The sequence below is a fragment of the Pontibacter sp. YIM B11418 genome, from assembly GCF_059278805.1.
On sequence record NZ_JCAEMH010000001.1, the window covers coordinates 809,951 to 835,313 of the forward strand.

Annotated in this window: 26 protein-coding genes and 1 tRNA gene; 10 read left to right on the forward strand and 17 right to left on the reverse strand. The window is 51.3% G+C overall.

What is annotated here, in order from left to right:
- Positions 1-2: 2 nt before the first annotated feature.
- The 7 genes from AC4QZR_RS03705 to AC4QZR_RS03735 all read right to left on the reverse strand — a co-directional run bounded on the left by AC4QZR_RS03705 (position 3) and on the right by AC4QZR_RS03735 (position 9,659).
- On the reverse strand, positions 3-3,437 hold the full coding sequence (locus AC4QZR_RS03705; protein WP_494479678.1) for an efflux RND transporter permease subunit: 3,435 nt from the start codon (positions 3,435-3,437) through the stop codon (positions 3-5).
- Between the two features lie 18 nt (positions 3,438-3,455).
- The gene (locus AC4QZR_RS03710; protein WP_494479679.1) at positions 3,456-4,604 is read right to left on the reverse strand and encodes an efflux RND transporter periplasmic adaptor subunit; all 1,149 of its coding nucleotides are present in this window, start codon (positions 4,602-4,604) and stop codon (positions 3,456-3,458) included.
- Positions 4,605-4,634: 30 nt separating this feature from the next.
- A complete protein-coding gene (locus AC4QZR_RS03715; protein ID WP_494479680.1) occupies positions 4,635-6,110 on the reverse strand; it encodes a TolC family protein in 1,476 nt (491 codons plus the stop codon).
- Positions 6,111-6,129: 19 nt separating this feature from the next.
- Positions 6,130-6,768: a TetR/AcrR family transcriptional regulator gene (locus AC4QZR_RS03720; protein ID WP_494479681.1), complete on the reverse strand. Its 639-nt coding sequence runs from the start codon at positions 6,766-6,768 to the stop codon at positions 6,130-6,132.
- Positions 6,769-7,031: 263 nt separating this feature from the next.
- Positions 7,032-7,775 (reverse strand): LytR/AlgR family response regulator transcription factor, encoded by a 744-nt coding sequence (locus tag AC4QZR_RS03725; RefSeq protein WP_494479682.1) that lies wholly within the window; start codon positions 7,773-7,775, stop codon positions 7,032-7,034.
- Entirely contained in the window at positions 7,750-8,808 is a 1,059-nt protein-coding gene (locus tag AC4QZR_RS03730; RefSeq protein WP_494479683.1) for a sensor histidine kinase, read from the reverse strand. Before AC4QZR_RS03730 ends, AC4QZR_RS03725 begins: the two co-directional genes overlap by 26 nt.
- Complete coding sequence (locus AC4QZR_RS03735) at positions 8,808-9,659, reverse strand: LiaF transmembrane domain-containing protein (RefSeq protein WP_494479684.1); 852 nt, start codon at positions 9,657-9,659, stop codon at positions 8,808-8,810. Before AC4QZR_RS03735 ends, AC4QZR_RS03730 begins: the two co-directional genes overlap by 1 nt.
- Before the next feature lie 321 nt (positions 9,660-9,980).
- Here AC4QZR_RS03735 and pheS point away from each other — a divergent pair, with 321 nt between their 5' ends.
- From pheS to AC4QZR_RS03760, 5 genes are all read left to right on the forward strand, one after another.
- Complete coding sequence (gene pheS / locus AC4QZR_RS03740; RefSeq protein ID WP_494479685.1) at positions 9,981-11,009, forward strand: phenylalanine--tRNA ligase subunit alpha; 1,029 nt, start codon at positions 9,981-9,983, stop codon at positions 11,007-11,009.
- A gap of 218 nt (positions 11,010-11,227) precedes the next feature.
- Complete coding sequence (locus tag AC4QZR_RS03745) at positions 11,228-12,085, forward strand: 3-hydroxyacyl-CoA dehydrogenase NAD-binding domain-containing protein (RefSeq protein WP_494479686.1); 858 nt, start codon at positions 11,228-11,230, stop codon at positions 12,083-12,085.
- A gap of 22 nt (positions 12,086-12,107) precedes the next feature.
- Complete coding sequence (locus tag AC4QZR_RS03750) at positions 12,108-12,497, forward strand: hypothetical protein (protein ID WP_494479787.1); 390 nt, start codon at positions 12,108-12,110, stop codon at positions 12,495-12,497.
- Positions 12,498-12,632: 135 nt separating this feature from the next.
- Positions 12,633-12,706, forward strand: a tRNA-Asn gene (locus tag AC4QZR_RS03755).
- Between the two features lie 205 nt (positions 12,707-12,911).
- Positions 12,912-13,082 carry a hypothetical protein gene (locus tag AC4QZR_RS03760; RefSeq protein ID WP_188500559.1) on the forward strand — a complete coding sequence of 57 codons (171 nt, stop codon included), beginning with the start codon at positions 12,912-12,914 and terminating at the stop codon, positions 13,080-13,082.
- Positions 13,083-13,150: 68 nt separating this feature from the next.
- On the opposite strand, the gene AC4QZR_RS03765 is transcribed toward AC4QZR_RS03760, so the two are convergent.
- From AC4QZR_RS03765 to AC4QZR_RS03785, 5 genes are all read right to left on the reverse strand, one after another.
- The gene (locus AC4QZR_RS03765) at positions 13,151-13,720 is read right to left on the reverse strand and encodes a sterol desaturase family protein (RefSeq protein ID WP_494479687.1); all 570 of its coding nucleotides are present in this window, start codon (positions 13,718-13,720) and stop codon (positions 13,151-13,153) included.
- Positions 13,721-14,098: 378 nt separating this feature from the next.
- Positions 14,099-14,620, reverse strand: coding sequence for a shikimate kinase (locus AC4QZR_RS03770; protein WP_494479688.1), 522 nt, complete (start codon positions 14,618-14,620; stop codon positions 14,099-14,101).
- Between the two features lie 15 nt (positions 14,621-14,635).
- Positions 14,636-15,727, reverse strand: coding sequence for a BT_3928 family protein (locus AC4QZR_RS03775; protein WP_494479689.1), 1,092 nt, complete (start codon positions 15,725-15,727; stop codon positions 14,636-14,638).
- Between the two features lie 72 nt (positions 15,728-15,799).
- Positions 15,800-16,270, reverse strand: coding sequence for a hypothetical protein (locus AC4QZR_RS03780; protein ID WP_494479690.1), 471 nt, complete (start codon positions 16,268-16,270; stop codon positions 15,800-15,802).
- Between the two features lie 140 nt (positions 16,271-16,410).
- Entirely contained in the window at positions 16,411-16,965 is a 555-nt protein-coding gene (locus tag AC4QZR_RS03785; RefSeq protein ID WP_494479691.1) for a DUF1599 domain-containing protein, read from the reverse strand.
- A 42-nt stretch (positions 16,966-17,007) separates the two neighbouring features.
- Between AC4QZR_RS03785 and folP the strand changes: the two genes are divergently transcribed.
- The 3 genes from folP to AC4QZR_RS03800 all read left to right on the forward strand — a co-directional run bounded on the left by folP (position 17,008) and on the right by AC4QZR_RS03800 (position 19,350).
- Positions 17,008-17,865: a dihydropteroate synthase gene (gene folP / locus AC4QZR_RS03790; protein WP_494479788.1), complete on the forward strand. Its 858-nt coding sequence runs from the start codon at positions 17,008-17,010 to the stop codon at positions 17,863-17,865.
- Positions 17,862-18,710: a diadenylate cyclase CdaA gene (cdaA, locus tag AC4QZR_RS03795; protein ID WP_253401111.1), complete on the forward strand. Its 849-nt coding sequence runs from the start codon at positions 17,862-17,864 to the stop codon at positions 18,708-18,710. The genes folP and cdaA overlap by 4 nt, the downstream gene beginning before the upstream one ends.
- A gap of 298 nt (positions 18,711-19,008) precedes the next feature.
- Entirely contained in the window at positions 19,009-19,350 is a 342-nt protein-coding gene (locus AC4QZR_RS03800; RefSeq protein ID WP_253401112.1) for a hypothetical protein, read from the forward strand.
- An 80-nt stretch (positions 19,351-19,430) separates the two neighbouring features.
- On the opposite strand, the gene AC4QZR_RS03805 is transcribed toward AC4QZR_RS03800, so the two are convergent.
- From AC4QZR_RS03805 to AC4QZR_RS03825, 5 genes are all read right to left on the reverse strand, one after another.
- Positions 19,431-19,643: a PLDc N-terminal domain-containing protein gene (locus AC4QZR_RS03805; RefSeq protein WP_494479692.1), complete on the reverse strand. Its 213-nt coding sequence runs from the start codon at positions 19,641-19,643 to the stop codon at positions 19,431-19,433.
- Between the two features lie 27 nt (positions 19,644-19,670).
- Positions 19,671-20,201: a hypothetical protein gene (locus tag AC4QZR_RS03810; RefSeq protein WP_494479693.1), complete on the reverse strand. Its 531-nt coding sequence runs from the start codon at positions 20,199-20,201 to the stop codon at positions 19,671-19,673.
- Between the two features lie 7 nt (positions 20,202-20,208).
- Positions 20,209-20,499 (reverse strand): hypothetical protein, encoded by a 291-nt coding sequence (locus tag AC4QZR_RS03815; RefSeq protein WP_494479694.1) that lies wholly within the window; start codon positions 20,497-20,499, stop codon positions 20,209-20,211.
- Positions 20,500-20,604: 105 nt separating this feature from the next.
- A complete protein-coding gene (gene kbl, locus AC4QZR_RS03820; RefSeq protein WP_494479695.1) occupies positions 20,605-21,801 on the reverse strand; it encodes a glycine C-acetyltransferase in 1,197 nt (398 codons plus the stop codon).
- Positions 21,802-21,866: 65 nt separating this feature from the next.
- A complete protein-coding gene (locus AC4QZR_RS03825; protein ID WP_494479696.1) occupies positions 21,867-23,270 on the reverse strand; it encodes a hypothetical protein in 1,404 nt (467 codons plus the stop codon).
- A 386-nt stretch (positions 23,271-23,656) separates the two neighbouring features.
- Between AC4QZR_RS03825 and AC4QZR_RS03830 the strand changes: the two genes are divergently transcribed.
- A complete protein-coding gene (locus AC4QZR_RS03830; protein WP_494479697.1) occupies positions 23,657-24,634 on the forward strand; it encodes an NAD-dependent epimerase/dehydratase family protein in 978 nt (325 codons plus the stop codon).
- A gap of 382 nt (positions 24,635-25,016) precedes the next feature.
- Complete coding sequence (locus AC4QZR_RS03835; protein WP_494479698.1) at positions 25,017-25,355, forward strand: thioredoxin family protein; 339 nt, start codon at positions 25,017-25,019, stop codon at positions 25,353-25,355.
- Positions 25,356-25,363 lie beyond the last annotated feature (8 nt).

Sequence of the window (25,363 nt, forward strand, 5' to 3'; positions counted from 1 at the left end):
TATTATTGGGTGTATTCTCTAACTACTTTTCCATTTACAGGCACCCCGGCTTCATCCTGAGGTATGATTTTCACGCCGCCTGCGGGCTTTTTATTTCCTTTTATTTTCGCTTTCAGCCGCTCGTTGAGCAGGTACATGACTGGCACAATAAGCAGCGTGATAATGGTCGCAAATCCCAGGCCAAAAATGATGGTCCATGCCAGCGGCCCCCAGAAGGCAGCACTATCGCCCCCCATAAATAAGTTCGCTTTGAACTCCGTGAACAGGGTGTAAAAGTTCAGGTTTATACCTAACGCTAAGGGTATCAGGCCTAGTATAGTTGCCGTTGCCGTTAATAACACCGGGTTCAGACGCGTCTTGCCTGCTTCGACAATTGCTTCTTTCAGGTCGCGTCCTTCTTCTAGCAGCAAGTCCGTAAATTCCACAATCAGGATACCGTTTTTCACTACGATACCAGCCAGCGCCACAATGCCCACGCCCGTCATCACTACCGACACATCCATCCCGAAGATGGAGAAGCCCAGCAGCACGCCAATGATGCTAAAGAGCACCTCCGACAGAATGATGAACGGCTTAGAGATGGAGTTGAACTGCGTCACCAGCACCAGGAAGATGATCAGGAAAGCCGCCACCAGGGCAATCATCAGGAAGTTGGCTGTTTCCTCCTGTTCCTCCTGCTGGCCGCCCATGCTTATCTCGAAGCCTTCCGGCGTCTCAAAGTTCTGCAGCGCGCTTCCGATGCTCTGTACTACCTCATTGGCGTTATACCCGTCCAGCACATTCGACTCCAGCGTTACCACCCTCTTCAGGTCCTTGCGCTTGATACCTCCGTATGACGTACCATATTCTATTGTCGCCAGCGATGAAAGCGGAATTTGCCGCACCAAGCCGCTGTTCATGTCGCGGTAGGTGATGCGCATGTCCAGCAGGGCATCGATGTTCTCGCGGTAAGGCTCTGCATAGCGCACCTGTATCGGGTACTCCTCTTCGTCCAGTTTAAACTTGGAGGCCTCGTCGCCGAAGATGGCCGTGCGCAGTTCCATACCTATCTGCCCGGTGGTTATGCCTTCGCGGTTGGCGCGCTCCCGGTCGATGTTGATGATGATCTCCGGCTTGCTATCTTCCAGGTCGCTGCGGAGCTCTTCTATACCTCCGATTTGCTGCTGCTCTATATAAGTCTGCACCTGTTTCGACAGTGCCACCAAGCCATCAAAGTCTTCGCCAGCTATTTCAATGCTGATCGGCTTACCCACCGGCGGGCCGTTCTGCTCTTTATCTACCGTGATGTTAGTGCCAGGTATACCGCGTACCGCATCGCGTATTTCGTTCATGTACGCCTGCGTGCTGCGCTCGCCGGTCCGGTATTGATACTCAACAAAGGCTACGGTAACCTTTCCTAAGTGAGATTGTGCAGTCACGCTGCGGTCATTCTGGTCGCCGGCCCCGATCGCCACATTGGAAATAACCGATTCCACATCGGCATTATCTTCTCCTATTACCCCATAGATGCGCTTCTCTACTTCACGTGTAACTGAGTCTGTCACAAGCTGATCGGTACCGACCGGCATGCTGATGTAGGTATACACGAAGTTTGGATCAGAATCCGGGAAGAATACTACTTTAGGAGCGCGCAGACCTGTCAGGAAAATTGAAAAAATAAGTAGTCCGAACATGCCTACCAGCATCCAGACAGGACGTCTGCCTACCAGCATCCAGCGCAGGAGGCGCTCGTAGCCCCGCATGAAACGCGGCAGCGTCTTGTTTTGAAAACCGTGAATCATACGGCGGAACACAAAGCGATTGAGCAGCACCAATGCCACAGCCAGCATGATCAGGTTGGCCGTGCCGTACCAGCCAGCCAGATAGCCTACTATAGCCACCAGCGCGGCACCCCCTATCAGCAACCAGAAGTTACGGCGGGCACGCGGGGCAATGTCAGCTTCCTGCTCGTGCTCTCTCTTCATGAAAGAAACCGCAAACACCGGGTTGATGATAAAAGCCACCAGCAACGAGGCCATCAGCGTTACAATGAGCGTGATGGGCAAAAAGAACATGAACTTACCCACGATGCCTGGCCAGAAAGCCAGCGGCAGAAAAGGCGCCACCGTAGTAAGCGTACCCGCCAACACAGGCACAAACACCTCACCGGCCGCAAGCTTAGCTGACTTCATTACGCCCAGATTGGACTGGTGCAGAATGCGGTGCGTGTTCTCGATCACCACAATGGCATCGTCCACAACAATACCCAGGGCCAGCAGAAACGAGAAAAGCACGATCATGTTAAGCGAAAAGCCCAGCACCGGCATCAGCATAAAAGCGATGAACATGGAGATCGGCACCGACAGCCCCACGAAAATGGCATTGGTCGTGCCCATGAAGAACATCAGGATCAGAGTCACCAGCACAAAGCCTATGATAATCGTGTTGACCAGGTCGTTGAGGGTATGGCGCGTCTGCGTGGACTGGTCGCCGGTGATTGTCACTTTCAGGTCTCCTGGTAACACGGTTTCCTGCATGTTCTCCACCAGGGTATGGATATTATCAGACGCCTCAATCAGGTTTTCGCCGCTTCGCTTGATCACGTTGAGCGTGATAACAGGTGAATTATCAAGACGGGCAAAGCTTTCCTGCTCTTCAAAACCTTCTTTTACCTCGGCTATCTCTTTCAGCTGTATGTTAGCACCAGACAGCGATTTCACGACAATATCACCGATCTTATTCGGGTCGGTATACTGGCCTACCACACGCACGGAGCGTTTAGTTTCGCCTACCGAAATATTACCACCAGACACCGTCACGTTTTCGGATGCAATAGCCCGGCTGATGTCGGCAAAGGTCACCTGCGCGACCTGCATCTTGTAAAGGTCCACGTTTACCTGCACCTCTCTGTCAAGAGCGCCTACCATGTCCACACGGGTAATCTCCGGCTGTGCCTCAATCTGGTCCTGAATATCTTCAGCGTACTTCTTCAGACGGTCGAGGCTGTAGTTGCCCGATACATTGAGGTACATGATCGGAAACTCAGAGAAGTTCACCTCCTGCACGTCCGGGTCCTGGTCAAGGTCGGTAGGCAGGTCGGTGCGGGCTTTGTCGACGGCATCTTTTACAAGTTGCTTCGCCTCTACTACATCCACGTCGGTATTAAACTCCACTGTGATCATGGAGAAGTCCTGAATGGAATTTGAGGACACCTCCTTCACTCCCGAAATGGATTTCAGCTGCTTCTCGATGGGGCGGGTCACCAGGTTTTCGATATCGGCCGGCGATGTGCCCGGGTATACGGTCCCCACAAACACCGTCGGGATTACGATGTCCGGGAAATTTTCTTTTTGAAGCGTGATGTACGAGAATATACCCCATACCGCGATGATCAGGGTAATGATGTAAATGCTCGTCCTATTATCAATGGACCAATTGGTCGGCTTGAAATATTTCATAGTCTTCGGCTTAAAAGGTTATTGCTGCGCGATACTTTCCTGGTTGAAAACAACCGGCTGCCCCTCATTCACGCTCTGGTATCCTGCTGTAATAATGTAGTCCTGCGCCTTCAGCCCTTTCAGCACCTCTACTTGTCCCTGGTAATTCACGCCTGTCTCCACTTCTTTGCGGGTAGCCACGTAGCGCTCGTCTTGTTTCTGGGCCACATACACATACTGCGATTTCTCGTCACGTTGCACCAGGTTGACAGGTATAATGATGGCGTCCTCTTTTCGGTAGTCCTGTATGCGCACCACGGCCACCAGATTCGGCCGCAACTCTACATCGACGTTTTTAGGCCGGAGCTCAATGGTGAAAGTGCGGCTGCCGGGGTTGATAAAGCTGCTCACCACATCCACAGTCGCTGTTATTTCCTGATTCAGATCCGGGAAGCGCACTAAGGCCTCGTCTCCTTTGCTGATCCTGGTCAGGTAGGCCTCCGACACCTCTGCCACAATCTTAGAGCCACTTGTGTTAACAACCCGGATGATGCCCACGCCCGGCGCTACGGCCTCTCCGGCGTTGGGAATCACGTTATCCACCACACCGCTTACAGGAGCTTTGACGTTGTACTGGTCACGCTGCTGCTGCAGGGTAGCCAGGCTACGCTCCAGGGCTTCTTTGTTATTTTTGGCCGTCAGGAACTGCATCTCGGTGCCGATTTTCTGGTCCCAAAGGTTTTTCTGGCGCTCGTATGCCACGTTGGCCAGTTCCAGACGGGTGCGTACCTCGGCAATGTTCTGCTCCAGCACCTGCGCGTCTATGGTTGCCATGGTCTGGCCTTTGTTTACCTTGTCGCCACGCTTCACGCGCACGCTTGTGAGTACACCCGGCACTTTGGCGCTTACAAACACGTTCTGGTCGAAGTCCACACGGCCCTGCACTTCCAGGTAATGGCGGAATGTATCCTGCTGCACCTGTGCCACGGTTACCGGCACGGTCTTCTTCTCAACCGGTCCGCCCTTGCCCTCTGCTTTCAGCTCTGCCTCCAGTTGCGCGATTTGCTCCTGCAGCTCGGTCTGCTGCTGCTTCAGCTCGGCCAGTTGTGCCTCTTTGTCGTTGCCCTGGTTGCAGGCGGCCAGGCTTAGGAACAGGGCCAGCGATGAAACTCCAAATATCTTTTTCATAGTAAGTCGGGTGTAAAGCTTTTGGGTGTTTTATTTTGTCAGAAGGGTGCCGGTGGCTTTGTCGAGGTTCACTTTTGCGATGAGTGCGTCGTACATGGCGGCGTAGTAGTTGGTTTGTGCCTGGCGCAGATCGGTTTCGGCGGTTACCACTTCCAGGTTAGAGCCCACGCCCTCCTGAAACTTGATCTTGGACACGCGGGCAATCTCTTCGGCCAGTTCCAGGTTCTCGCGCTGCGAGGCCAGCACGTCGAGCGAGTTGGTCAGGTCAGTGGAGGCCTGCTCCAGTTCCAGGTCTATACCTTGCTGCAGGCTCTCAAAACCGAGTTTAGCGTTCTCCAGCGTCAGGCGCGATTGCTGTATTTGGTAGTGCTTGCGCAGTCCGTCGAAAATCGGCACCTGCAGCTGCAGCCCCACATAGCCAAAGTCAAAGTAGTTCCTGTCTGTCGTGTTATCCTGGCCGGCCCTGATGTTCATTACATCTGAAAAAGTAGACCCTACTCCAATATAACCATAGCGTGCATTCAGGTATAGCTTCGGCAGGTAACCGGAGCGGATGTTGCGCAGGTTCAGCAGTGCGAGGTCACGCTGCGTCTCCAGTACAGAATATTCGATGCGGTTGCTGTAGTTAAAGCCATTCCGATCGGCCTTTGCCATATCCACCTGCACTTCGCTCAGGCTGTCCGTTAAGGTGATCTGCTCTTTCTGGGGCATCCCCATCTGGAACTTGAGCAAGTCTTCGCCTAAAATGAGCAGGCGCTCGGTCTTCTGCTTTTCTACTTTCAGGTTATTATAGGTTACCCGCAGACGATCCACATCCAACTTTTCGGCCACGCCATTGTCAAACATCACTTGTGTCTGTTTTAAAAGTGTGTCGAGGCGGTTGAGATTCTGATTGAGGAGTTCCATGCGCTCGCGGCTCACCAGCACGCTGTAGTAGGCCTTTGTCACTTGCTCCACCACATCGATCTCGTTTTGTTCGGTGGTTTTGCGCGAGAGCTCGGTATAGGTTTTGGCGGCCTTCAACCCGATCAGGTAAGAGCCGTCGAACAATAGTTGACTACCTGTAATGGTGAGACTTCCATTATAAGGCTGCACGAAGGAAATTGCCTGAAGTCCGGTGGATGGCTGAGGTTCTGGTTGGGAGTAAGTCGGATTAAGGACGATAGGCTGTCCGGAGGCAACCTGCTCAGGAGTGATTATAAATGGATCTAACTCAGAAGGGGCTCCGCCAAAACTACTCGGATCAAACAAAGTCTTTTGCTGGATGAAGTTGTTGCCGACCTCTGCATTCGCATTAATCTGCGGCAGGCCCATCGCCCGGATCTCCCCTACTTTGGCTTTGTCGATGTCCTGCTGATTGCGGACTATTTTCAGGCTCATACGGTTCTGCAGGGCATAGTCTATACTCTGTTGCAGACTAAAAGCCTGCGGCGACCCTTGCGCAAGCACCCCAAGCGGACTCAGGAGGACAAACATTGTCAATAACAGGCTGCGGTGTTTTTTCATAGTGGGGAGGTATATGCGATTATTCTTCTTCAGTGATTTGCTTGTAGTCGTTGATCATCTTATGGCCTTTGAGCGTGGCAATGCCAAGCATAAAGTGCTCAAGACTGGCCGTCTGCACATGCAGTAGCTCAAATTGGAAGCGTGGGAAGATTGTTTCGTCAAAGGGCACTTCGATCTGGGAGAGGCGAAGGCGGGCGATCACCTCAATGTCCAGGTCCTTGCGAAACAAACCCTCCGACATTCCCCGCTCCAGATTCTCCTTTATCCGGTTCAGGAAGTCGTGGTTTTTGTACTCCTGCCACTTCTGCCAGGCATTGGCGTGGTACTTTTGCAGGTCGTAGAATATGCTGGGGTGAATGCTGGCGAAGACCTGGCGGGTGGTCTTCATGATGTTAAAAAGTTCTTCGATGGCATTGGGTGCTTCCTGTCTGCAACACTCGCAGTCCGTGTCCACCGAGGTCAGGTATGAGTTAATGGCCCAAAACACGATCTCGTCTTTATTGCTGAACCACTTGTAGATGGTCTTCTTCGACATCGAAAGGTGCTGGGCTATGTCATCGACTGAAGTGCCCTTGATGCCACGCCGACAGAAAAGCTTAAAAGCCTCTACTGCTATCTTTTCTTTTACCGGTGGTTGTTCAGACGTTTCCATTTTCATAATTCTGGGGCAAAACTACGGAAACGTTTTTTATCCCGAAAGTTTCCACCAGTAATTAACAGAATTATTTGGTAAATGTTTAGCCTTTTAGGATGAAAAGAAATCTGTCTTAGGCGAGACAAATGTGTCAGGTTTTTATGAAGGGAGAAAACGATTTAGACGAACAGTGCAAAAGCTGATTCAGACGTTAACATTTTGTCTTCCAACGGCTAAAAGCATCTTTACAATCAGCTAGATACAATAATATGCGAGGAGTAGTACGGCTATATACCCAGCACGGTCCGCAACCGGGTATAGCCGCTTTTGCTCAAAGGTATACGCTCGCCGTTTCGCAGCAAGGCCACATGGCTGTCTTTCTCGAAAGGCTCAATGCGGGTGAGTTGCGACAGGGCCATGATGTAGGAACGGTGCACGCGAACGAACTGCGCCGGGTTCAGGGCTTTTTCGTAGTAGCCCATGGTTTTTTTCTTGAGGAACGCGCCGTCGCGGGTATGGATCTTCACATAGTCGTCGTAGGCCTCCAGGTATAGCACCTCTCCCACAGGTATAATGCGGATGTTGTTGCCGGCCCGCACCACAATGCGGTGTTGTTCCTCTGGCTGTTTGCCGGTAGCTTCCTCCAACGCAGCGGTGGCAGGTATAGCCTGTGCGGCAGCCTGGCTCTGCAGCCACTTCCGTATAGCCGCATCGAAGCGCTCCTTGCTGAAAGGCTTGAGTAAATAATCCACGGCATTGGCCTCAAAGGCTTTGATGGCATACTCGTCGAAAGCAGTGGTGAAGATGACGCCGGGCGCCTGTTCTACCAGCTCCAGCATCTCAAAACCGTTGATCTTGGGCATCTGAATATCCAGGAAGATCAGGTCGGGTTGGTGCTGCATAATCGCCTTCACACCTTCAAAGCCATCGCAGCACTCCTGCACTACTTCCAACTCGGGATACGCCTGCAGGTATTCGGCCACGATGCTGCGGGCCAGCGGTTCGTCATCTATTATCAGGCATTTTTTCATAGTGCTGGGGTATCTTAATGGTGGTTGTGAACTGATGATCATGCTGCGAAATACTGAGCAGATCCTGCCGGGCATAAAGCAGGTATAGTCTGCGCCGGATGGAGTCTAATCCGAAGCCGGTGCCTTCGCGGGGCTGGCTCGTGGCGGGGTCGTAGGGGTTTTGGGTGGTGATGGTCAGGTAGCCGTCTGCTGTAGTGGCATTTACCTTAATGGCTGTTTCCCCCACTGTGTCGTAGAGACCAAACTTGATGGCGTTTTCAACGACTGGCTGCAAGAGCAGGGCGGGCAGCTTCAGGCTTTGACTTTCTTCAGTCGCCTCTACCTCCACCTGCAGCCGGTGCCCGAAGCGAACTTTCTCAATATCCAGGTATAGCTGCAGCTGCTTCAGTTCTTCGGCCAGCGGCACCAGCTGGTTGTTGTCCTTACGCAGGGTGCCGCGCAGAAAATCGGAAAGCTGCTGCACCATGCTGCGGGCCTGCTCCGGCCGGCTCACCGCCAGGGCGCTGATGGAGTTAAGGCTGTTGAACAAAAAATGCGGCTGCAGTTGCTGGCGCAGGTTATAGAGTTCGGCTTCGCGGGCCAGCTTCTCGGTAGCGGCTTTGCGCTTCTCGGCCTCCTGCAACTCGCGGGTATAAAACCAAAGCCAGGTCAGGAGCAGCATCAGTAGCAGCATCAGCCAGTTAAAAGCCACCCGAACGGCCAGGGTGCTGTCCACAAAACGCAGGTATAGCGCGTTACCCTCGAACAAGGTATGAGTGCTCCAGTAAAAGATGGTCGCGCTTATACCTGCCAGCCCCAGGCTCCAGCCCAGCAGGTAGCCTGCCTGCCGCAAACTGGGCTGGTAGTAGCGCAGACCCGTGCCCATCGCAAAGCCACCAATGGCAAGCAGCAGATTGGTAAGCAACGCATCCGTCACCAAGATGTGCCTCTCAAAGCCCGACGGCCAGAGTACCAGCACCTGCACCAGCGACCAGAGCAACCCCCAGCCAAGGTATAGCAGCACCAGGCGCACCTGCGAAGCCACCCCTTCCATTAGTAACTTTTGATGCTTAGCCCGCCAAAGATAGTAGCGCCTTTTAGGATCAGCACTTTGTTGGGATCGTAGCCCTGTTGTGGCATGGCCGGGCGCTTGTCGTCTATCCCTCCCAGGATGGCCACCATCTCATCGGATTTCACTTGCCAGTGCGGTGGGATGATCAGGGTAGTACCCCCGAAGATCTGGGTGGCCTCCAGCACGATCGGGTGCTGTATGTCAGCCTGCATCAGGTTCAGCTCCGTGCCCCCAAACACACTCACCACTTCGCCTCCCTTGAAGTTCTTAGAGACGATGTTTTTTTTAATACCTCCCAGTATGGCCGCACTGTCGATGTGGTCTTCGGGTCCGTAAGCCGCCTGGTCAGTTGTCCCGGTATAGGCACTGGAGGTATAGGCCTCCTCACCCGTATAGTCGGTATAGGCACCGGGATAAGCACCGTTCACCGGGTCGGTGTAGTAGCCGGGTGTGTCTTCCGGTCTTGGACTTGCTGTGGCATTCACCTGGTTTTCCCAAGGGTTGCGCTTCTTGGGCTTGAGGATCAGCCACAACCCCAATCCGATGATCAGAATAGGCCAGAAGTAAAGTTTCAGGTTGATGTCGAGGAAGAAGTGTCTGTCGAGCAGGAAAACGCCACCGATCACAACCAGCACCAGCCAGCTTGGTTTCTGGAATGAGTGCTTGAAGCCCAGATATACGCCCAGCGCGATCAGGAACATTGGCCAGGAGAACACCCAGTCTGGCAAGAAGAAAATACCCATTTTGGCGGTGAGCAGCAGCACGCCCACCATCAACAGGAAAACACCGGCCATCTTGCCGGAACCGCCGCTTTTATAATCTTGATTTTTCATGGCTTTATTTCGTTTCGTTTTAAGATCTGTTCCAAAGGTATAAGATGCATTGGCTCAGCTCAATGGTAATTAGGCTACCTTTGGACAGAAGTCGGTAAACGGCCGGTTGGCGTCGGTAAACCAAGTTAGTTTTTTAATCTGTATTATTCACCTACAGTAATATCATCCCCCGCCCCCTTCAAAGGGGGACGCTCAATATGCGTGCAGTTATTAAAAATAAACGTTATTTGAAAACTCCCCTTTTGAAGGGGGCAGGGGGATGACCTTATTTATAAAGTCAAAACAACCGCTAAATTTCGCAAATTATTATCTTTGCATACTATGGTTGAGAATATACAGAGAGTAGCACAAGAGATAGAGGCCGCGCAGCTGACGAGCGCTGCCGAGCTGGAACAGTTTCGCATCACTTACATCGGCCGCAAAGGCGCCATCGCCGCACTTTTCGATGACCTGAAATCAGTGGCACCGGAGCAGCGCCGCCAGGTGGGCCAGGAGCTGAACCAGCTCAAAAACCGCGCGCAGGCCCGTTTCGACGAGGCGCAGGAGCAACTGGCCAGTGCATCTGCTGGCGCGGAAGCCGAGAACGCTTTTGATTTTACGCTACCTCCTATACCTAATACATTGGGTACCCGTCACCCGCTTTCGCTGGTGCGTGCCGAGATCGTGCGCATTTTCGAGCGCATCGGCTTCAATGTGTCCGACGGTCCGGAGATCGAGGACGACTGGCACAACTTCACGGCCCTCAATTTCCCGGAGAACCACCCAGCCCGCGAAATGCAGGACACTTTCTTTTTGAGCGAAGACCGCGACAAGCTGCTCCGTACGCATACCTCTAACGTACAGGTGCGCCTGATGGAGAACAACCAGCCGCCGCTACGCAGCATCATGCCGGGCCGCGTATACCGTAACGAAGCCATTTCGGCCCGTGCCCACATGGTGTTCCAGCAAGTGGAAGGCCTCTACGTGAATAAAGGCGTAAGTTTCAAAGACCTGAAGGAAACCGTCTATTACTTTGCCAAGGAGATGTTCGGCCAAGACACCAAAGTGCGTTTCCGCCCGTCGTTCTTCCCTTTCACCGAGCCGAGCGCCGAGATCGACATTTCGTGCCTCATCTGTAAAGGCGAAGGCTGCAACATCTGCAAGCAGTCGGGCTGGGTAGAGATCGGCGGTGCCGGTATGGTGGACCCCAACGTATTGGATAACTGCAACATCGACTCCACTGTATACTCTGGTTTCGCTTTCGGGATGGGTATCGAGCGCATCACCATGCTCCGTTACCAGATCAAAGACCTGCGCCTGTTTACCGAAAACGATGTACGTTTCCTACGGCAGTTTAAAGGGGTGATTTAATTTTTGATTTTTGAATGAGTGGTTGAGTGAATGAGTGATTGTTTATTTTTTGATTGAGGAGTTATTCATTGGTTTGATGATGTGGCCTATTAGTCCAAATGACTGGCATAAATCGTAAATCGATCACTACTTGAATCATTAAATCAGAATTCACTAACTTATACCTAATCACTCAACCACTCAATCGCTAAATCACTCAATCACTAAATCACTCAATCATGACTTTCGAGGACATCAAAACCATAGGTATAGTGGGTGCCGGCACCATGGGGCAAGGCATTGCGCAAATCTGTGCGCAGGCTGGGTATAAAACCATCCTGTTCGATATCAATGCGCAGGTGCTCAAAAAAGCTGAAGCCACGACCGTGATGAACCTCGACAAAGGTATAGAGCGCGGCAAACTGACCGAAGCTGAGAAACAAGCTGCCTTGGCAAATCTTACCTATACCGGCGATACGCTTCAGTTGAACTGCAACGTTATCATAGAAGCCGTGGTAGAGCGCCTGGAGGTGAAGCAAAGTATTTTCAAGGACCTGGATGCGGTCAACACACCGGATACTATTTTTGCCTCCAACACATCGTCTATACCTATCACGCGCATTGCGGCAGGTATACCGCATCCGGAGCGCGTAGTAGGCATGCACTTTTTCAATCCAGCCCATATCATGAAGTTGGTGGAAGTGATCTCAGGAGCGGCCACTTCACCGGAAGTAGCTGAAACCATCCGACAATTGGCTCTGAAGCTGGACAAAAAACCGGTGATGGCAAAAGACGCCCCAGGCTTTATTGTGAACCGGGTGGCGCGCCACTTTTATGTAGAGGGGCTCAAGCTGCTCGAAGAAGGCGTAGCCGATGCCAAAGGTATAGATCGCCTCATGCAGGCCAGCGGCTTTAAGATGGGGCCCTTCGAACTGATGGACCTGATCGGCGTAGACACCAATTTCTCTGTTACCTCCTCCATGTTTGAGGCTTTCCATTATGACCCGAAATTCAGACCGAGCCGCATACAGCAGCAGAAAGTGGACGCCGGCCACCACGGCCGCAAGTCTGGCAAAGGCTTTTACGATTATCAGTAGGTTTTTCTACCTGCTTGCCTTGGTGCTGCTGGCCTCATGCGGCAGTGACAACCAGGGGCCCGGCATTCCCAACGTGCCGGTGAGCGAGCAGATCAACGTGAACAGCCAACTGTACACACGCCTGCGGCAGGACGGTGGCTACGTATACCTGAACTCCGGTTACAAAGGCATTATCGTGATCCGACAGAACGCAAACCTATACCTGGCTTTCGAACGCGCATGCCCTTACGACCCTACTGCCGGCGCACCTTGCGGACAGGTGGAGGCAGACCAATCCAACCTGTTTATGGTAGACGCTTGCTGTGGTTCGCAGTTCAATTTTCAGGGTGGCGTAATGGCGGGTCCCGCCGTGTACGGCCTCCGGCAATACCGAACTGCGCTGAATGGCTCCCTGCTCTCCATTTTCAATTAAAATTTTCAGATTGATTCCCAGAAATTTACGCTTCCAGAGAAGATTTTTTTAGGACAGGACTTGCATAATCTCAAAAAGAGCCGTAATATTGCATCATAATTCAACGGCACACCGCCGGCGAAATAACCGAAACACTCTTCCTTAGCTCAGTCGGTTAGAGCATCTGACTGTTAATCAGAGGGTCCCTGGTTCGAGCCCAGGAGGGAGAGCAAAAAGCCACTCAACTGAGTGGCTTTTTTTGTTTTATACCCTTTCGGTTAAGCATTCCTTTACAGCTTGCCACTGCTTAAAAGCCAACCTTTTCCCAAAAAAGTAAGTATCTGATATATATATGACAATTTCGTCATATTAACCGCGGCCTCGTATTTGAGTAGAGCATATGGTGCCGTGCTATCACTTAAACTAACTAAGACTATGAACAATATAAGAGCATACTTATCCGTACTATTCGTGCTGATGGCAGTTACGCTAAGCAGCTGCGAATTAATAGGAGACATCTTCGAGGCGGGCATGTGGACCGCCCTCATCATCATCGTTCTGATCGTGGCCCTGGTGGGCTGGCTGTTCAGCCGATTCAGACGATAAGCTTAATACCTAACAAAAGAAAAGGGAGCCAAATGGCTCCCTTTTTGATTTCCGTATACCTTAATAAACTACTTTGCGTTTGTGCGCTTCGGCATGGTGCCCAGTATGTAGTCCCAGAGCGGAGACGACACCCCATAGGCCACGTTGGGGTCTTTGTAGTGGTGAATGCTGTGGTGGATCCAGAGTTGCTTCAGGAAGTTTTTAGGCGGTGCATAGGCGTGCACGGCGTAGTGCACGAACAGGTATAGTGCATAGCCAAACAGCATACCGGCTACCACGCCAAACACAAACTGCCCGAAGATCAGCTTAAACACAAAGAAAAAGAACGAAGCGATGAACAAACTCACGATCGGCGGCATGGCCAGGCGCTCTTTGTCTTTCGGGTACTCGTGGTGGTTGCCATGAAAAGTATACTGGATGCGTTCCTTCATCGGCGTGTCTGTGTCCATGTGGAACACAAAACGGTGCGCGCAGTACTCTATTAGCGAGAAGATAAGCCAGCCCATCAGAAAGAAGCTGATCGCCTCCAGCACATTGATAAAACTGTAGGTGATCCCATAGTAGATCAGCCCGATGGCAATAACAATGAAGATGGAAATAGGCAGTGCGATGTGTGTACGGGTCAGTCTTTCCAGCACAGGGTTCNCGTTCCTTCATCGGCGTGTCTGTGTCCATGTGGAACACAAAACGGTGCGCGCAGTACTCTATTAGCGAGAAGATAAGCCAGCCCATCAGAAAGAAGCTGATCGCCTCCAGCACATTGATAAAACTGTAGGTGATCCCATAGTAGATCAGCCCGATGGCAATAACAATGAAGATGGAAATAGGCAGTGCGATGTGTGTACGGGTCAGTCTTTCCAGCACAGGGTTCTGGAATATCTGGGCTTGTCCTTTGTGATTGGGTTTCATAGTCAGGTTTTGCTAAAAACGGATTTTAACTGCAAAATTAGTCAAATATTAGGTATACCGTATGTATTTATCCGCTGCAATACATAAGCGGTAACGCGGAGTTTTTATTATGGTTTAACTAACGATTCTAATCGTTCAATGTTATACCTTTTTCCCGATACCGTATACCTGGCCTGTTTGTAGAATACCCGTCGTGCAGCTAATGTTTTGACTATGAAATCCTTCAGCTCCACTTCATTTTTTTGAGCCAGCAGGGGGCGCTGACGTAGATCTGTCGCAAGTAGGCGTTGGGTGAGTTCCTCAGCCGGCACATCCAGAAAGATGCTGGTGCCGTGCTGGTTGATAAAATTCATGTTGTCGAAGAAGCAGGGGGTGCCGCCGCCTGTAGCAACAACAACCAGTTCAAATTCACGCAACACTGCCTCTAGCGCCTGCCGTTCCTTTTGCCGGAATAACTCCTGTCCTCCTGCCTCAAACAGTTGCGCAATGCTACTGCCTTCCCGTTGCTCGATGTACTCGTCGAGGTCCACGAAGGTATAGCCGAGCCGCCCGGCCAGCTCACGTCCCAGCGTGGTCTTGCCGGCACCCATCATGCCGATCAGGAAAATGCGCTGCGTGTTCAAAGCCAAGGTAAAGCGTTTCGCTTACAGTAAACTCACCAGTTCCGACACTTCGGGCGTATCGTTGTGGTGCCATAAGCCTTTCACGGTGCCGTCCTCCAGCAGCATAGTGCCGGGGTTGGAGCGCATCATGGTCTTGAGCACGGTGCCGTCGCCGAAATAGTAAGGGGCAGCCAAACCAACCTCGTGGCGGAAAGCCTCAAACTCCTGTCGGCCAGACGAGGTGATGATCACCGGTGTTATACCTTGCTGTTCGGCTTCCTGCACCAGCTTGCTTATCTTATCGATGTCGCTTCGGTTGGCTTTCTCTATACTATGCACGATCACCAACAGCTTTTTACCGCTCAGGATCTCCTGCGTGAAGTCGCCCTGATCGTTCCATACGTTGAAGTCCGTGATCTTCGGACCGTCCTCCGGATTCACGGCAACCATCTCTTTGAAGGTATAGGCATCGTCCATCGGGTAGTCCTCAAACTCCTGCTCCTGTCCGTCTTTCACCATCACGTATTTGTAGCGCAGTGGCGCCGAGGGCTTCATCAGGGCCGGAATGTTGTTGCCTATTTTATAAGCTCGGAAGTCGACATAAGGCAGGTGCTCATAAGCATACCAGCCAATGCCTACCGAAACCAAGGCGGTGAGTGCTGTTACGGTCGCTCCTACTTTAGGCTGTACCAGCGGCTGCAGGTAGCGCTTATTAAGAAGCAGCCAGACGATCATCACCAGCAGCACGATGTCTTTGGTAAACGACTCCCAAGGCGTGAGTTTGATGGCATCGCCGAAGCAGCCGCAGTCCGTCACTTTGTTGAAGTAGGCCGAGTAGAAGGTCAGGAAGGTGAAGAACACGATCATGGCTAGCAGCAGCCACAGCACTTCCTTGAGCTTCCAGCGGAGCAGCAGCGCCACGCCCAGCACGATTTCGGCCGCACTCAGAAAGATGGACAGAAACAGCGCCGCCGGCACCAGCGACAGGAACACAGGCGAAATATCGTGGGCGAACACTTCAAAATACTCTTCCAGTTTAATAGCCGTGCCTACCGGGTCGTTGATCTTGATCAGGCCCGAGAAGATGAACAGCACGCCCACAAAGAGCCAGAAAAATTTGGTGATGTATTTCATGGTTTACCTCCCCCCTGCCCCCTCCTAAAAACAGGAGAGGGTGGGAATTATGTTTGTGTTTTAAAGTTGTAACTAAATGCCAAGCTCTCTTTTTTTCTTATTTACTAAGCCACCCATCTCACTTAAATCTTTAGTGAAACCTCCTACACTTAGTCCGCTGCGGTTAGTTGCAAAAAGAATATAATCTTCGCGCCCCTTGATTTTTAGTTTATATAAAGGTGGAAAAATAAACTGTAGTAAATCTATTGACTCTACCTCTAACCAGCTTACTTCTATCTCTTCACTGCCTCTGTTCACTTTTATCTTCTGGTTACCTAATTCAACCATCGCAAACTTGTCCTGAAATAGCAGAAACATAAGTATCGCTAGTAAACCAACCAGAATGAAAATTAAGAAAGTAAACCAATCCATCGCTTTGTGCTCGCCATTGAATGTTGCCAGTTCAGGATCTATAACATTTAGGGCAGGTATTGCTATAAATAAAAGACCAAAGAACAATAGACCGTATTTAAGTGAACCGTAGGCAAGTTTATCGCTTTTCATCTGTTGATCTTAAATTTTAACCTAAACTGTCATTTCTAATAGAGGGCAAGGGATTAGTGAGAAATCTGAAACTGTTTCGGTTTACAAGCCTCCAGATCTCTCCTATCGTCGAGATGACATAATTGCGTCTTGCTTATACCTTACTTCACCGTCTCCGCAAAGCCCGACTTGATCAGCGCGAACACCGCGTAGTTGATCATGTCACGATAATTGGCTTCTACGCCTTCCGAGATCAGAGTATGGCCTTCGTTGTCTTCTATCTGCTTGGTGCGGTAGAGCTTCATCAGGATGATGTCGGTGATGGAGCTCACGCGCATGTCGCGCCAGGCCTCGCCGTAGTCGTGATTCTTGGCGTTGAGCAGTTTGATGTTCTCCTCGATCTGGGCGGTATACATGCGCTCCACCTCCTCTGCCGAAAGCGTCAGTTCGTCGCTCTCCTGCAAACCAAGCTGCATCAGCGCGATCACGCAGTAGTTGATGATGCCCACAAACTCGTCGCGGATGTCGTCTTCCACCATTTGCTTGCCCTTCTCCTGAATAGAGCGGATGCGCTGTGCCTTGATAAAAATCTGATCGGTGATGGACGGCAATCGGAGCACGCGCCAGGCGGTGCCGTAATCTTTGGTCTTCTTGACGAAGGTATCTTTGCAGCGGTTTACTACCTGATTATATTCCTGGAGTGTTTGACTAATCAACTTTTTAGCTTTAATTTTAAACGATTGACAGATACGCCAACATTGGAATCGAAAGATAAGTTTTTTCGAAGGAAAAGCACACTTAACTGCCGCGGAAAAATCCTTTCGCTGGACACGCCGCTAGTCATGGGCATCCTCAACGTTACGCCTGACTCCTTTTATGCAGGCAGTCGCCTGAGCTCTCTCGACGATGTGTTGCACCGCACCGAAGCCATGCTGCGCGACGGCGCCGACATCCTCGACCTCGGGGGTTATTCGTCCCGACCGGGAGCTGTGGAAGTCTCGGAGGCCGAGGAATTGGATCGTGTTATACCTGCCGTGAAGGCCATCATGCAGCGCTTTCCGGAGGCCATTATCTCCGTGGATACCTTCCGTGCCAAAGTAGCTGAGGCCAGTATAGAGGCGGGCGCTTCCATCATCAACGACATTGCGGGCGGCAACCTCGACGAGGCCATGTTCGAAACCGTGGCGCGACTGCAGGTACCGTACATCCTGATGCACATGCGCGGCACACCGCAGACCATGAACAGCCTGACGGACTACAACGACCTGGTGCTGGAGGTGATTGAGGAGTTGCAGGCTAAAGTGGCGCAGCTGAAGAACCTGGGTGTGAACGACATCATACTGGACCCGGGGTTCGGTTTTGCCAAAACCGTGGACCAGAACTTTGAGCTAATGCGTCGCCTTGAGGAACTTCGCATACTCGAGCTACCGTTACTAGTGGGAGTATCCCGCAAGTCCATGACCTACAAGTACCTGGGCATCGACCAATCTGAAGCACTGGCTGGCACAATAGCCCTTAACACCATCGCGTTAACAAAGGGCGCCGACATTTTGCGGGCGCACGACGTAAAAGAAACTAAACAGACTATCCAACTATACACGAAAGTAGCGCATTGATTCCTTTATTTACACTGGGTTTTTTGGAGATTGAGTTGCTGGATGTGCTTGACATCCTGCTCGTCACGGTATTGCTCTACCAACTCTACAAGCTCCTGACCGGTAGCGTAGCCCTCAAAATTTTCCTGGGGCTGCTCTCCGTATACCTGCTATACCTAGTAGTAAGAGCGGCTGGCATGGAGTTGCTCAGCATTATCCTCGGCCAATTTATGGGTGTAGGCGTGCTGGCGGCCATCATCGTTTTCCAGCCTGAGATCCGGCGCTTCCTTTTGCTGATCGGCAAGACCACTGCCTTCAACAACGACCGCCTGTTCCGTGGTTTCCCATGGCGCCGCGATCAAGTCGAGAAACTCAGCCTCACTCCTTTTATTGAAGCCGCTAAATCGCTGGCCGCTAAAAACACAGGTGCGTTGATCGTTTTTGCCAAGAGCTCTGAACTGAAATATTACGCTGAGTCCGGTGACCTCATCGATGCCGTGATCTCGAAGCGGTTGCTGATGTCGATCTTCAACAAGACGAGTCCGCTGCACGACGGCGCCGTGATCATTTCGGGCAATCGCATCAAAGCGGCCCGCTGCATTTTGCCCGTAACTGAGAACAACGACATACCTGCTTCGATGGGACTGCGCCACCGCGCCGCCATCGGCCTGAGTGAGGTGACGGACAGTGTGGTGCTGGTGGTATCTGAAGAGACAGGCCAGATCGCGCTCGTGCGCAATGCCGAGGTATACCGCAACCTCTCCTCTGCTGACCTGCGCGTGAAGCTCAACCAGTTCCTGTTCGATACAGACCAGAGACCGGTCGCTGCTCCGGCCCCTGCCGAAAAGCCGGTGAGCGCGGCATAAGGTATAAGCCATAAGCTAATAGCGAAGCCAGCCTCTCGGGGCTGGCTTTTTTTATTTGCCGAAGCAAAGGTTTCCTGGTAACTATACCTGCTTTTAGGCAACACTTCATTGAGGGCTCAGACCACAATGTGTAGAAGTTGTTCCCCACCTTCCTACGCGCTTCCACAATCTGGACAAAACACCATTTACAACTAACAGCCTGATAATCATTGGTTTGATTCTAAAACAAACTTGTGGCACGGTTATGCCAATAGGGCTATCCGAAATCAAATGTTAATCAGAACTAAACTAACACAATATGAAAAAAGTAACTTTTTTAGCAGCCGCCATCGCCCTTCTTGGATTTACATCAATCGATGCAAACGCACAAGCTACCCAGGCTGCTGAGCAAGCCCAGACGCAAACTCAGAACGACAATAAAGAGAAAGTTACCAAAGATCAGCTTCCAGCCCCTGTAAAGGCGGTATTGGATCACGAAACTTATAAAGAGTGGACGGTAGGCGACATCTACAAAGTGAAGCCAGCTGAAGGTGCTGCCGACGCGAAAGTTGTTTACGAGATCAACCTGACCAACAAAGAAGGTCAGTCTGGTACAATCACTCTTGACGAACAAGGCAAAGACGCTTCTAAAGAAGACTAGCCTCAGCGCATTTACGATAATACTTAGAACTAACTATGGAAAGGGCCTCCGCTTAGCGGAGGCTTTTTTGCGTTTATACCTTAAGCCCTTCTTTTCCAGAATACCCAATAGGCCAGCAACCCAAAAACGGGCACCACCCACAGCACCACCATCCAGAGCAGGCGCTCCGTCAGGGTATAATCTGTTTTGAAGATCAGGTGCAACAGCGAAAACACCACCAGTAGGTAGTGGGCCACCACCAGTAGCACAATAGAGCCAAAGAAAGGATCGTTTTGGATAAAGCAGAAGAGCATAGGATTAGCTTATGGATGAAAAGATTCTTAGAGTTTACCGCTTAAAAGCCTTGAATATTCCTTCGCTTCAGTAAGTAGCGTATTTTCTGGGTCTATTGAATCATCTTCAAAGCGATTGTGACCAGTTGTTTCGTAGTGCAGCAGTTTTCCGTTGACGAAGTAATAGCGGCCATCAAAGGTCTTCTCAGTTTTGTCCAGGTTAAATGAACCTTTCTCTGTGTCATACACAAAGTTGTTGAACTGTTCATGTACGAAAATCAGCCCATCATCCTGGAAATAGTAATCTTTGGTTTCGAAGCCGTTTGAAAGCCCTACCCACAAACTAATTTTTCTGATAGAGCCTCCTCCGTACAGACCTTTTAATTCACCTCCTCCATCCGGTTGATTCTCCAAAAAAGCTTCTGCATCCAGTACAACTTCGGTAATATTAGTATCGGCATTAATAGTTGAAACTTCTTTCAATATCTCTTCTATCAAATGCTCTTTTTGGGATTGACCGCAAGCTGTCGCGACTACTAAAAAAGATAAAAGTACACTAATAATAAATCGGTATTTCATCAGGTAACTACCCAAAAATAATCTGACTGACAAACCACGCCAGGTAGGCTAGTGCCGGGGCACAAAGCAGAAGTATTATCCCCAGGTTCACCCGCACCCACTGTGGGTTGAGCATAATACTAAGATAAGCCTCCGCTGAAAGTAGGATTGAGAAGTAAAAGGTGATTTGAAGCAGCGTACCCGTCAGATTAACCTCTCCCCGCATGTCGGCTGTGGCGTAGGCCAGAAACGAAATCACCAGCCAGGCCAGCACCGTGCCGAGCAGCAACTGTCCAGCCTTTATTTTGACGTTGTTCATAGGTATAGCGGGTATAGATGAAAACCGTGCCTGACAAGGTAATAAAAAAAACAGCCGCTCCCCCAATGGAAGCGGCTGTTTCTATACCTCGATAGTTTTGCAATTCTACTTGATCACACCCAGCTCGCGACCTACTTCTATGAAGGCGGTGATACACTTGTCGATGTGTACGCGGTCGTGCACGGCAGAGAGTTGCACCCGGATACGGGCCTGTCCTTTTGGAACCACTGGGTAGTAGAAGCCGATCACATAAATGCCTTTGTCGAGCATGCGGGTGGCAAACTCCTGCGCCAACGGGGCATCGTAGAGCATCACCGGCACGATCGGGTGATCGCCGGGCTTGATGTCGAAACCAGCGGCTGTGATCTGCTCACGGAAATACTTTGTGTTCCATTCCAGCTTATCGCGCAGCTCGGTAGTAGAGCGCAGCATGTCGAGTACGGCAATGGAGGCGCCCACGATAGACGGCGCTAGTGAGTTGGAGAACAGGTATGGACGCGAACGCTGGCGCAGCATGTCGATGATCTCTTTTTTGCCAGACGTGAAACCGCCCATGGCGCCGCCCAGGGCTTTGCCCAGCGTGCCCGTGATGATGTCTACTTTGTCCATCACGTTGTGGTACTCGTGCACGCCACGGCCGGTCTTGCCCATAAAGCCAGTCGCGTGCGAATCGTCCACCAGGATCAGGGCCTTATACTTGTCGGCCAACTCTACGATCTTGTCGAGCTGCGCCACCGTGCCGTCCATGGAGAAGGCGCCGTCGGTTACGATGACGCGGTGCTTGGTCCCGGCATTTACGGCTTCCTGCAGCTTGGCCTCCAGGTCTTCCATGTTGTTGTGCTCATAACGGAAGCGTTGCGCCTTACACAGACGGATGCCGTCGATGATGGAAGCGTGATTCAAAGCATCCGAAATGATGGCTGACTCCGCATCGAAAAGTGGCTCGAACACACCACCGTTCGCATCGAAAGCTGCTGCGTACAGGATCGTGTCTTCCGTGCCCAGAAACTCCGACAGCTTGCGCTCCAGTTCTTTGTGGATGTCCTGGGTGCCGCAGATAAAGCGCACGGAGCTCATGCCATACCCGTGCGTGTCGATGGCGTGCTTGGCTGCCTCGATCACTTTCGGGTGAGCCGACAGGCCCAGGTAGTTGTTAGCACAGAAGTTGAGCACGTGCTGCATCTGCGTGGTATCGATATCGGCTCCCTGCGGCGTAGTGATAATACGCTCCTGCTTATACAAACCAGCTTCCTTGATCTCGGCAAGCTGTTTTTCCAAATCTGGTTTTAAGGTTTCGTACATGGGTTATCTTCGTTTAGCGGTTACTTGTTTTATGTTGATTGGTCAGGTATAGCACCTGCCTTTTGTTATTCTTCTGTTTTGGGCGGAGGCCGACGCATGATGGGACGGGGCCGTGGTGGTTTCGATTTTTCCGCCTGGTTCTCAGTTATAGGTGGTTCTTCGGTTGATGCCTCCTCGGGTTTGTCTGCTACTGGCAAACTCCCCTCCTGCTGCTCTTCAGCTTTCGGCTTTGCCTCTGGTGCAGCTGCTGCGGGTAGTGCCGGTCGCTTGATGATCGGACGCGGACGAGGCGGCTTAGCTAGCGGTACAGCATTTGGCTCGGCTTCCGGTGAATTTTCAGTTGGCATTTCTCCACCCTGCTCCGCTCCTGAAGTTGGTGCCAATGGTGCTGCTTCTGTAGCAGATACTTTCACTGATGATTCTTCTTCCGGGGATACGTTTGTAGTAGCTTCAGGTATAGCAACGTCCTCCGATGCAGGTTTTGCCTCTTCTGGTTTCGCTTCCGAAGCTGCTGGTTTGGCCAAAGCAGCCGGTCGCTTGATCACAGAACGTGGTCTTGGCGGTTTTGGTGCGTCTTCGGCAGCGGGCTGCGTTGGGCTGTCTATACCTGTTGGCGCTGCTTCCGTCACAGCTGGCTGGTCTTCTATACCTGGAGTCGCCTGCTTTTCCTCCGTAGGTTTCTGCAGAGCAGCTGGTCTTTTGATCACCGGCCTTGGGCGCGGTGGCTTTGGAGCTTCTGCGGCTTTCTCGCTTGCTGGTGTTATACCTGTGGCGGGCTTTTCCGGAGTAGGCATCACTTCTCCTTGAGGCGGCTTCTGCAACGCAGCAGGCCGTTTGATCACGGGTCTCGGACGAGCGGGTTTAGCAGGTTCATCTGAAGTTTCTGTAGTAGCAGCCTGATCAGGTATAGCTTTGGCATCTTGCTCTTCGCTGGCTGGCTGATCTTCTGGTTTTGCAAGGGCGTCCGGGCGTTTAATTACTGGTCTGGCGCGTGGCACTGCAGACTTATCGGCTGCTTCAGTCGGTTTAGCTGCTGCTGCGGTTTCCTCCCCTTCCACTGGTGGTTTCAAAGCAGCTGGTCGCCGTACTACAGGCCTTGGTTTAGGCGCTGCGGCAGGTATAACCGGCTTTTCCTCAGTTGTTTCCTGTGGAACATCACTTGCTACAAGTATAGAAACCGGCGCTTCAGGTATGGCCACTGGAGGTACTGCTTCCGTTCTGCTGGCAGGAGCTGCAGCGCGTCGGGCGGCTGGTCGTGGAGCGGCTGTAGTGGCTAGTCTCGGCACATCTTCTTCGCGCAGGTGGTAGCGCAGGCGCACGTTGTTGAGCACCATTTTCACGGCCACATAAAAGCTATTGGGGTGCATTTGCGCATACATGCTCTCCCAGGCCTGGTACCGGGCCGGGTCTTCTGCCGCAAAGGCATTCCTGTTTATCCGCTTCTTTATGAGGTACTCTTCAAACGTCATAGTGCGCTGACCGTGTGCTATACCTGCAAAGGTACGGAAACAGGCCTGAATCGTGTTTTATATTCGCTCAATCGGCCTTTTATACTACCTAAACCGGCCTTTTGCTCAACAAATATAAGAAAATCGCTCTCCTGAAACAGGATGGCATTATTTCTATTTTAACATTGCGTTACTTAATCATTAAATCTGCTTGCAGCTATTTCAGGACCCGATCAGCCGCCATACCTTTGGTCTGTGGTGAAAATAATAGGTTAAGATTTAATTAGTGAGCTTGAAGCGCTTGCCTTTGGCAGGCGTTTTCTATTTCAGAGCCCCTGGGATTCTTGCGCTTATACTTTCAGGATTGCCCTGAAATCGGTTACTTTGTGCAAATAATTTATCTGACTATGGCAAACACAAGTGACACGGTATTGGTGATTGGTGCCTGCGGACAACTTGGCTCTGAACTCACCCTGGAGCTCCGCAACATGTATGGCGGGTCTAATGTAGTGGCAGCCGATATTGCGGCTCCCAAGCAGGCTGACCTCCGCGACTCAGGCCCATTTGAGAAAGTGGATGTGCTGGACACAAACGTACTGGCCGAACTGGCCTCCAAATATAAATTCAAGCAGATCTATCACCTGGCAGCAGTGCTGTCGGCCACCGGCGAGAAGAATCCGAAGTTCGCCTGGAAGCTGAACATGGAAGGCCTTTTCAATGTGCTGGACCTGTCGCTGGAGCATAAGGTGCAGAAGGTATACTGGCCAAGTTCTATCGCCGTATTCGGCCCGAACACGCCGCGCCAGAACACACCGCAGCATACTATCATGGACCCCAACACAGTGTATGGCATCAGTAAACAAGCTGGTGAGCGTTGGTGCGAATATTACTTCCAGAAGTATGGCCTTGATGTGCGCAGCCTCCGCTATCCTGGGCTGATCGGTTACAAGGCCCTGCCAGGCGGCGGCACCACCGATTACGCCGTGGATATCTATCATAAAGCCTTGGAAGGCGAAACATACGAGTGTTTCCTGAGCGAAAACACGTACCTGCCAATGATGTACATGCCCGATGCGCTTAAGTCAACACTGGACCTGATGCATGCTCCGGCTGAGCAGGTGAAGATCCGTGACTCTTACAACCTAAGCGCGATGAGCTTCTCGCCAAAGGAAATCACCGAATCTATCCGCAAGTTTATACCTGACTTCAAGATTACCTACAAGCCCGACTACCGTCAGCAAATAGCCGACTCGTGGCCGCAGAGCATCGACGACAGCACTGCCCAACAGGACTGGGGCTGGAAACCGGCTTACGACCTGGACGCGATGACGGAGGATATGCTCCTGAACCTGAAGAAAATGAAGGAAGAGCAGACGCTGGCGTAGGTATAGCGTTTCAAAGAATAACCGCGGGTGGTGCGAAAGTATCACCCGCTTTTTTTGCTCAACAAACTATATTTTCATCCCCAGCCCCCTTCTGTAATAATCAGGCATAACATTTGCTTCTCACTATATATTATTACAAATATAAAAAGGAGTTGAAACGATTATATCCTTTGCTTTTCGTTTGCCAATGGAGGCCTCCGCCTTGGATTTGTATTTTAATAAAGATTAAAGATTAGCTACACTTGCACAAACAGCCGCCAGCATCTTGTTGCCGGCTGTTTTCTTATTCAGCAGTTAACCTATATTTTGCACAAAACGTCTACAAGTTACAGAAGTACTATCGCAGGACCTCAGCAGGTATGCGACTACAAAACACGAGATCATGACTGTAACTGATATAAATGACGACAAGCTGCGCCAGCTGATATTTGAAAAAGAAAGAGTGATCGTAAAGTTCACGGACCCGGCTTGCCCGGTATGCAAACAGCTTTCTCCTTCTTTTCGGAAGCTTTCCACGGAGCCTCAATACGACAGCATCACCTTCACGCGCATGAGTGCCAGCGAAAACCCTGTGTCCAGCCAGGAAGTCAAACTATCTGGTACGCCCTTTTTTGCTTCCTACCTGAAAGGAACAATTCAGGAGTGTGGTATTGTTGACACCGAAGAAGGCATCCGCGCTATGCTGACCCGGCTCCTGCAACCTGCTGGTCAGGAATCCTGATTTGCTAT

What these genes read in the sequence shown, in the direction of transcription:
- AC4QZR_RS03705 (WP_494479678.1), bottom strand. Translation starts at nt 3,437, where the DNA reads ATGAAATATTTCAAGCCGACCAATTGGTCCATTGATAATAGGACGAGC.
- AC4QZR_RS03710 (WP_494479679.1), bottom strand. Translation starts at nt 4,604, where the DNA reads ATGAAAAAGATATTTGGAGTTTCATCGCTGGCCCTGTTCCTAAGCCTG.
- AC4QZR_RS03715 (WP_494479680.1), bottom strand. Translation starts at nt 6,110, where the DNA reads ATGAAAAAACACCGCAGCCTGTTATTGACAATGTTTGTCCTCCTGAGT.
- AC4QZR_RS03720 (WP_494479681.1), bottom strand. Translation starts at nt 6,768, where the DNA reads ATGAAAATGGAAACGTCTGAACAACCACCGGTAAAAGAAAAGATAGCA.
- AC4QZR_RS03725 (WP_494479682.1), bottom strand. Translation starts at nt 7,775, where the DNA reads ATGAAAAAATGCCTGATAATAGATGACGAACCGCTGGCCCGCAGCATC.
- AC4QZR_RS03730 (WP_494479683.1), bottom strand. Translation starts at nt 8,808, where the DNA reads ATGGAAGGGGTGGCTTCGCAGGTGCGCCTGGTGCTGCTATACCTTGGC.
- AC4QZR_RS03735 (WP_494479684.1), bottom strand. Translation starts at nt 9,659, where the DNA reads ATGAAAAATCAAGATTATAAAAGCGGCGGTTCCGGCAAGATGGCCGGT.
- pheS (WP_494479685.1), top strand. Translation starts at nt 9,981, where the DNA reads ATGGTTGAGAATATACAGAGAGTAGCACAAGAGATAGAGGCCGCGCAG.
- AC4QZR_RS03745 (WP_494479686.1), top strand. Translation starts at nt 11,228, where the DNA reads ATGACTTTCGAGGACATCAAAACCATAGGTATAGTGGGTGCCGGCACC.
- AC4QZR_RS03760 (WP_188500559.1), top strand. Translation starts at nt 12,912, where the DNA reads ATGAACAATATAAGAGCATACTTATCCGTACTATTCGTGCTGATGGCA.
- AC4QZR_RS03775 (WP_494479689.1), bottom strand. Translation starts at nt 15,727, where the DNA reads ATGAAATACATCACCAAATTTTTCTGGCTCTTTGTGGGCGTGCTGTTC.
- AC4QZR_RS03780 (WP_494479690.1), bottom strand. Translation starts at nt 16,270, where the DNA reads ATGAAAAGCGATAAACTTGCCTACGGTTCACTTAAATACGGTCTATTG.
- AC4QZR_RS03800 (WP_253401112.1), top strand. Translation starts at nt 19,009, where the DNA reads ATGAAAAAAGTAACTTTTTTAGCAGCCGCCATCGCCCTTCTTGGATTT.
- AC4QZR_RS03805 (WP_494479692.1), bottom strand. Translation starts at nt 19,643, where the DNA reads ATGCTCTTCTGCTTTATCCAAAACGATCCTTTCTTTGGCTCTATTGTG.
- AC4QZR_RS03810 (WP_494479693.1), bottom strand. Translation starts at nt 20,201, where the DNA reads ATGAAATACCGATTTATTATTAGTGTACTTTTATCTTTTTTAGTAGTC.
- AC4QZR_RS03815 (WP_494479694.1), bottom strand. Translation starts at nt 20,499, where the DNA reads ATGAACAACGTCAAAATAAAGGCTGGACAGTTGCTGCTCGGCACGGTG.
- kbl (WP_494479695.1), bottom strand. Translation starts at nt 21,801, where the DNA reads ATGTACGAAACCTTAAAACCAGATTTGGAAAAACAGCTTGCCGAGATC.
- AC4QZR_RS03825 (WP_494479696.1), bottom strand. Translation starts at nt 23,270, where the DNA reads ATGACGTTTGAAGAGTACCTCATAAAGAAGCGGATAAACAGGAATGCC.
- AC4QZR_RS03830 (WP_494479697.1), top strand. Translation starts at nt 23,657, where the DNA reads ATGGCAAACACAAGTGACACGGTATTGGTGATTGGTGCCTGCGGACAA.
- AC4QZR_RS03835 (WP_494479698.1), top strand. Translation starts at nt 25,017, where the DNA reads ATGACTGTAACTGATATAAATGACGACAAGCTGCGCCAGCTGATATTT.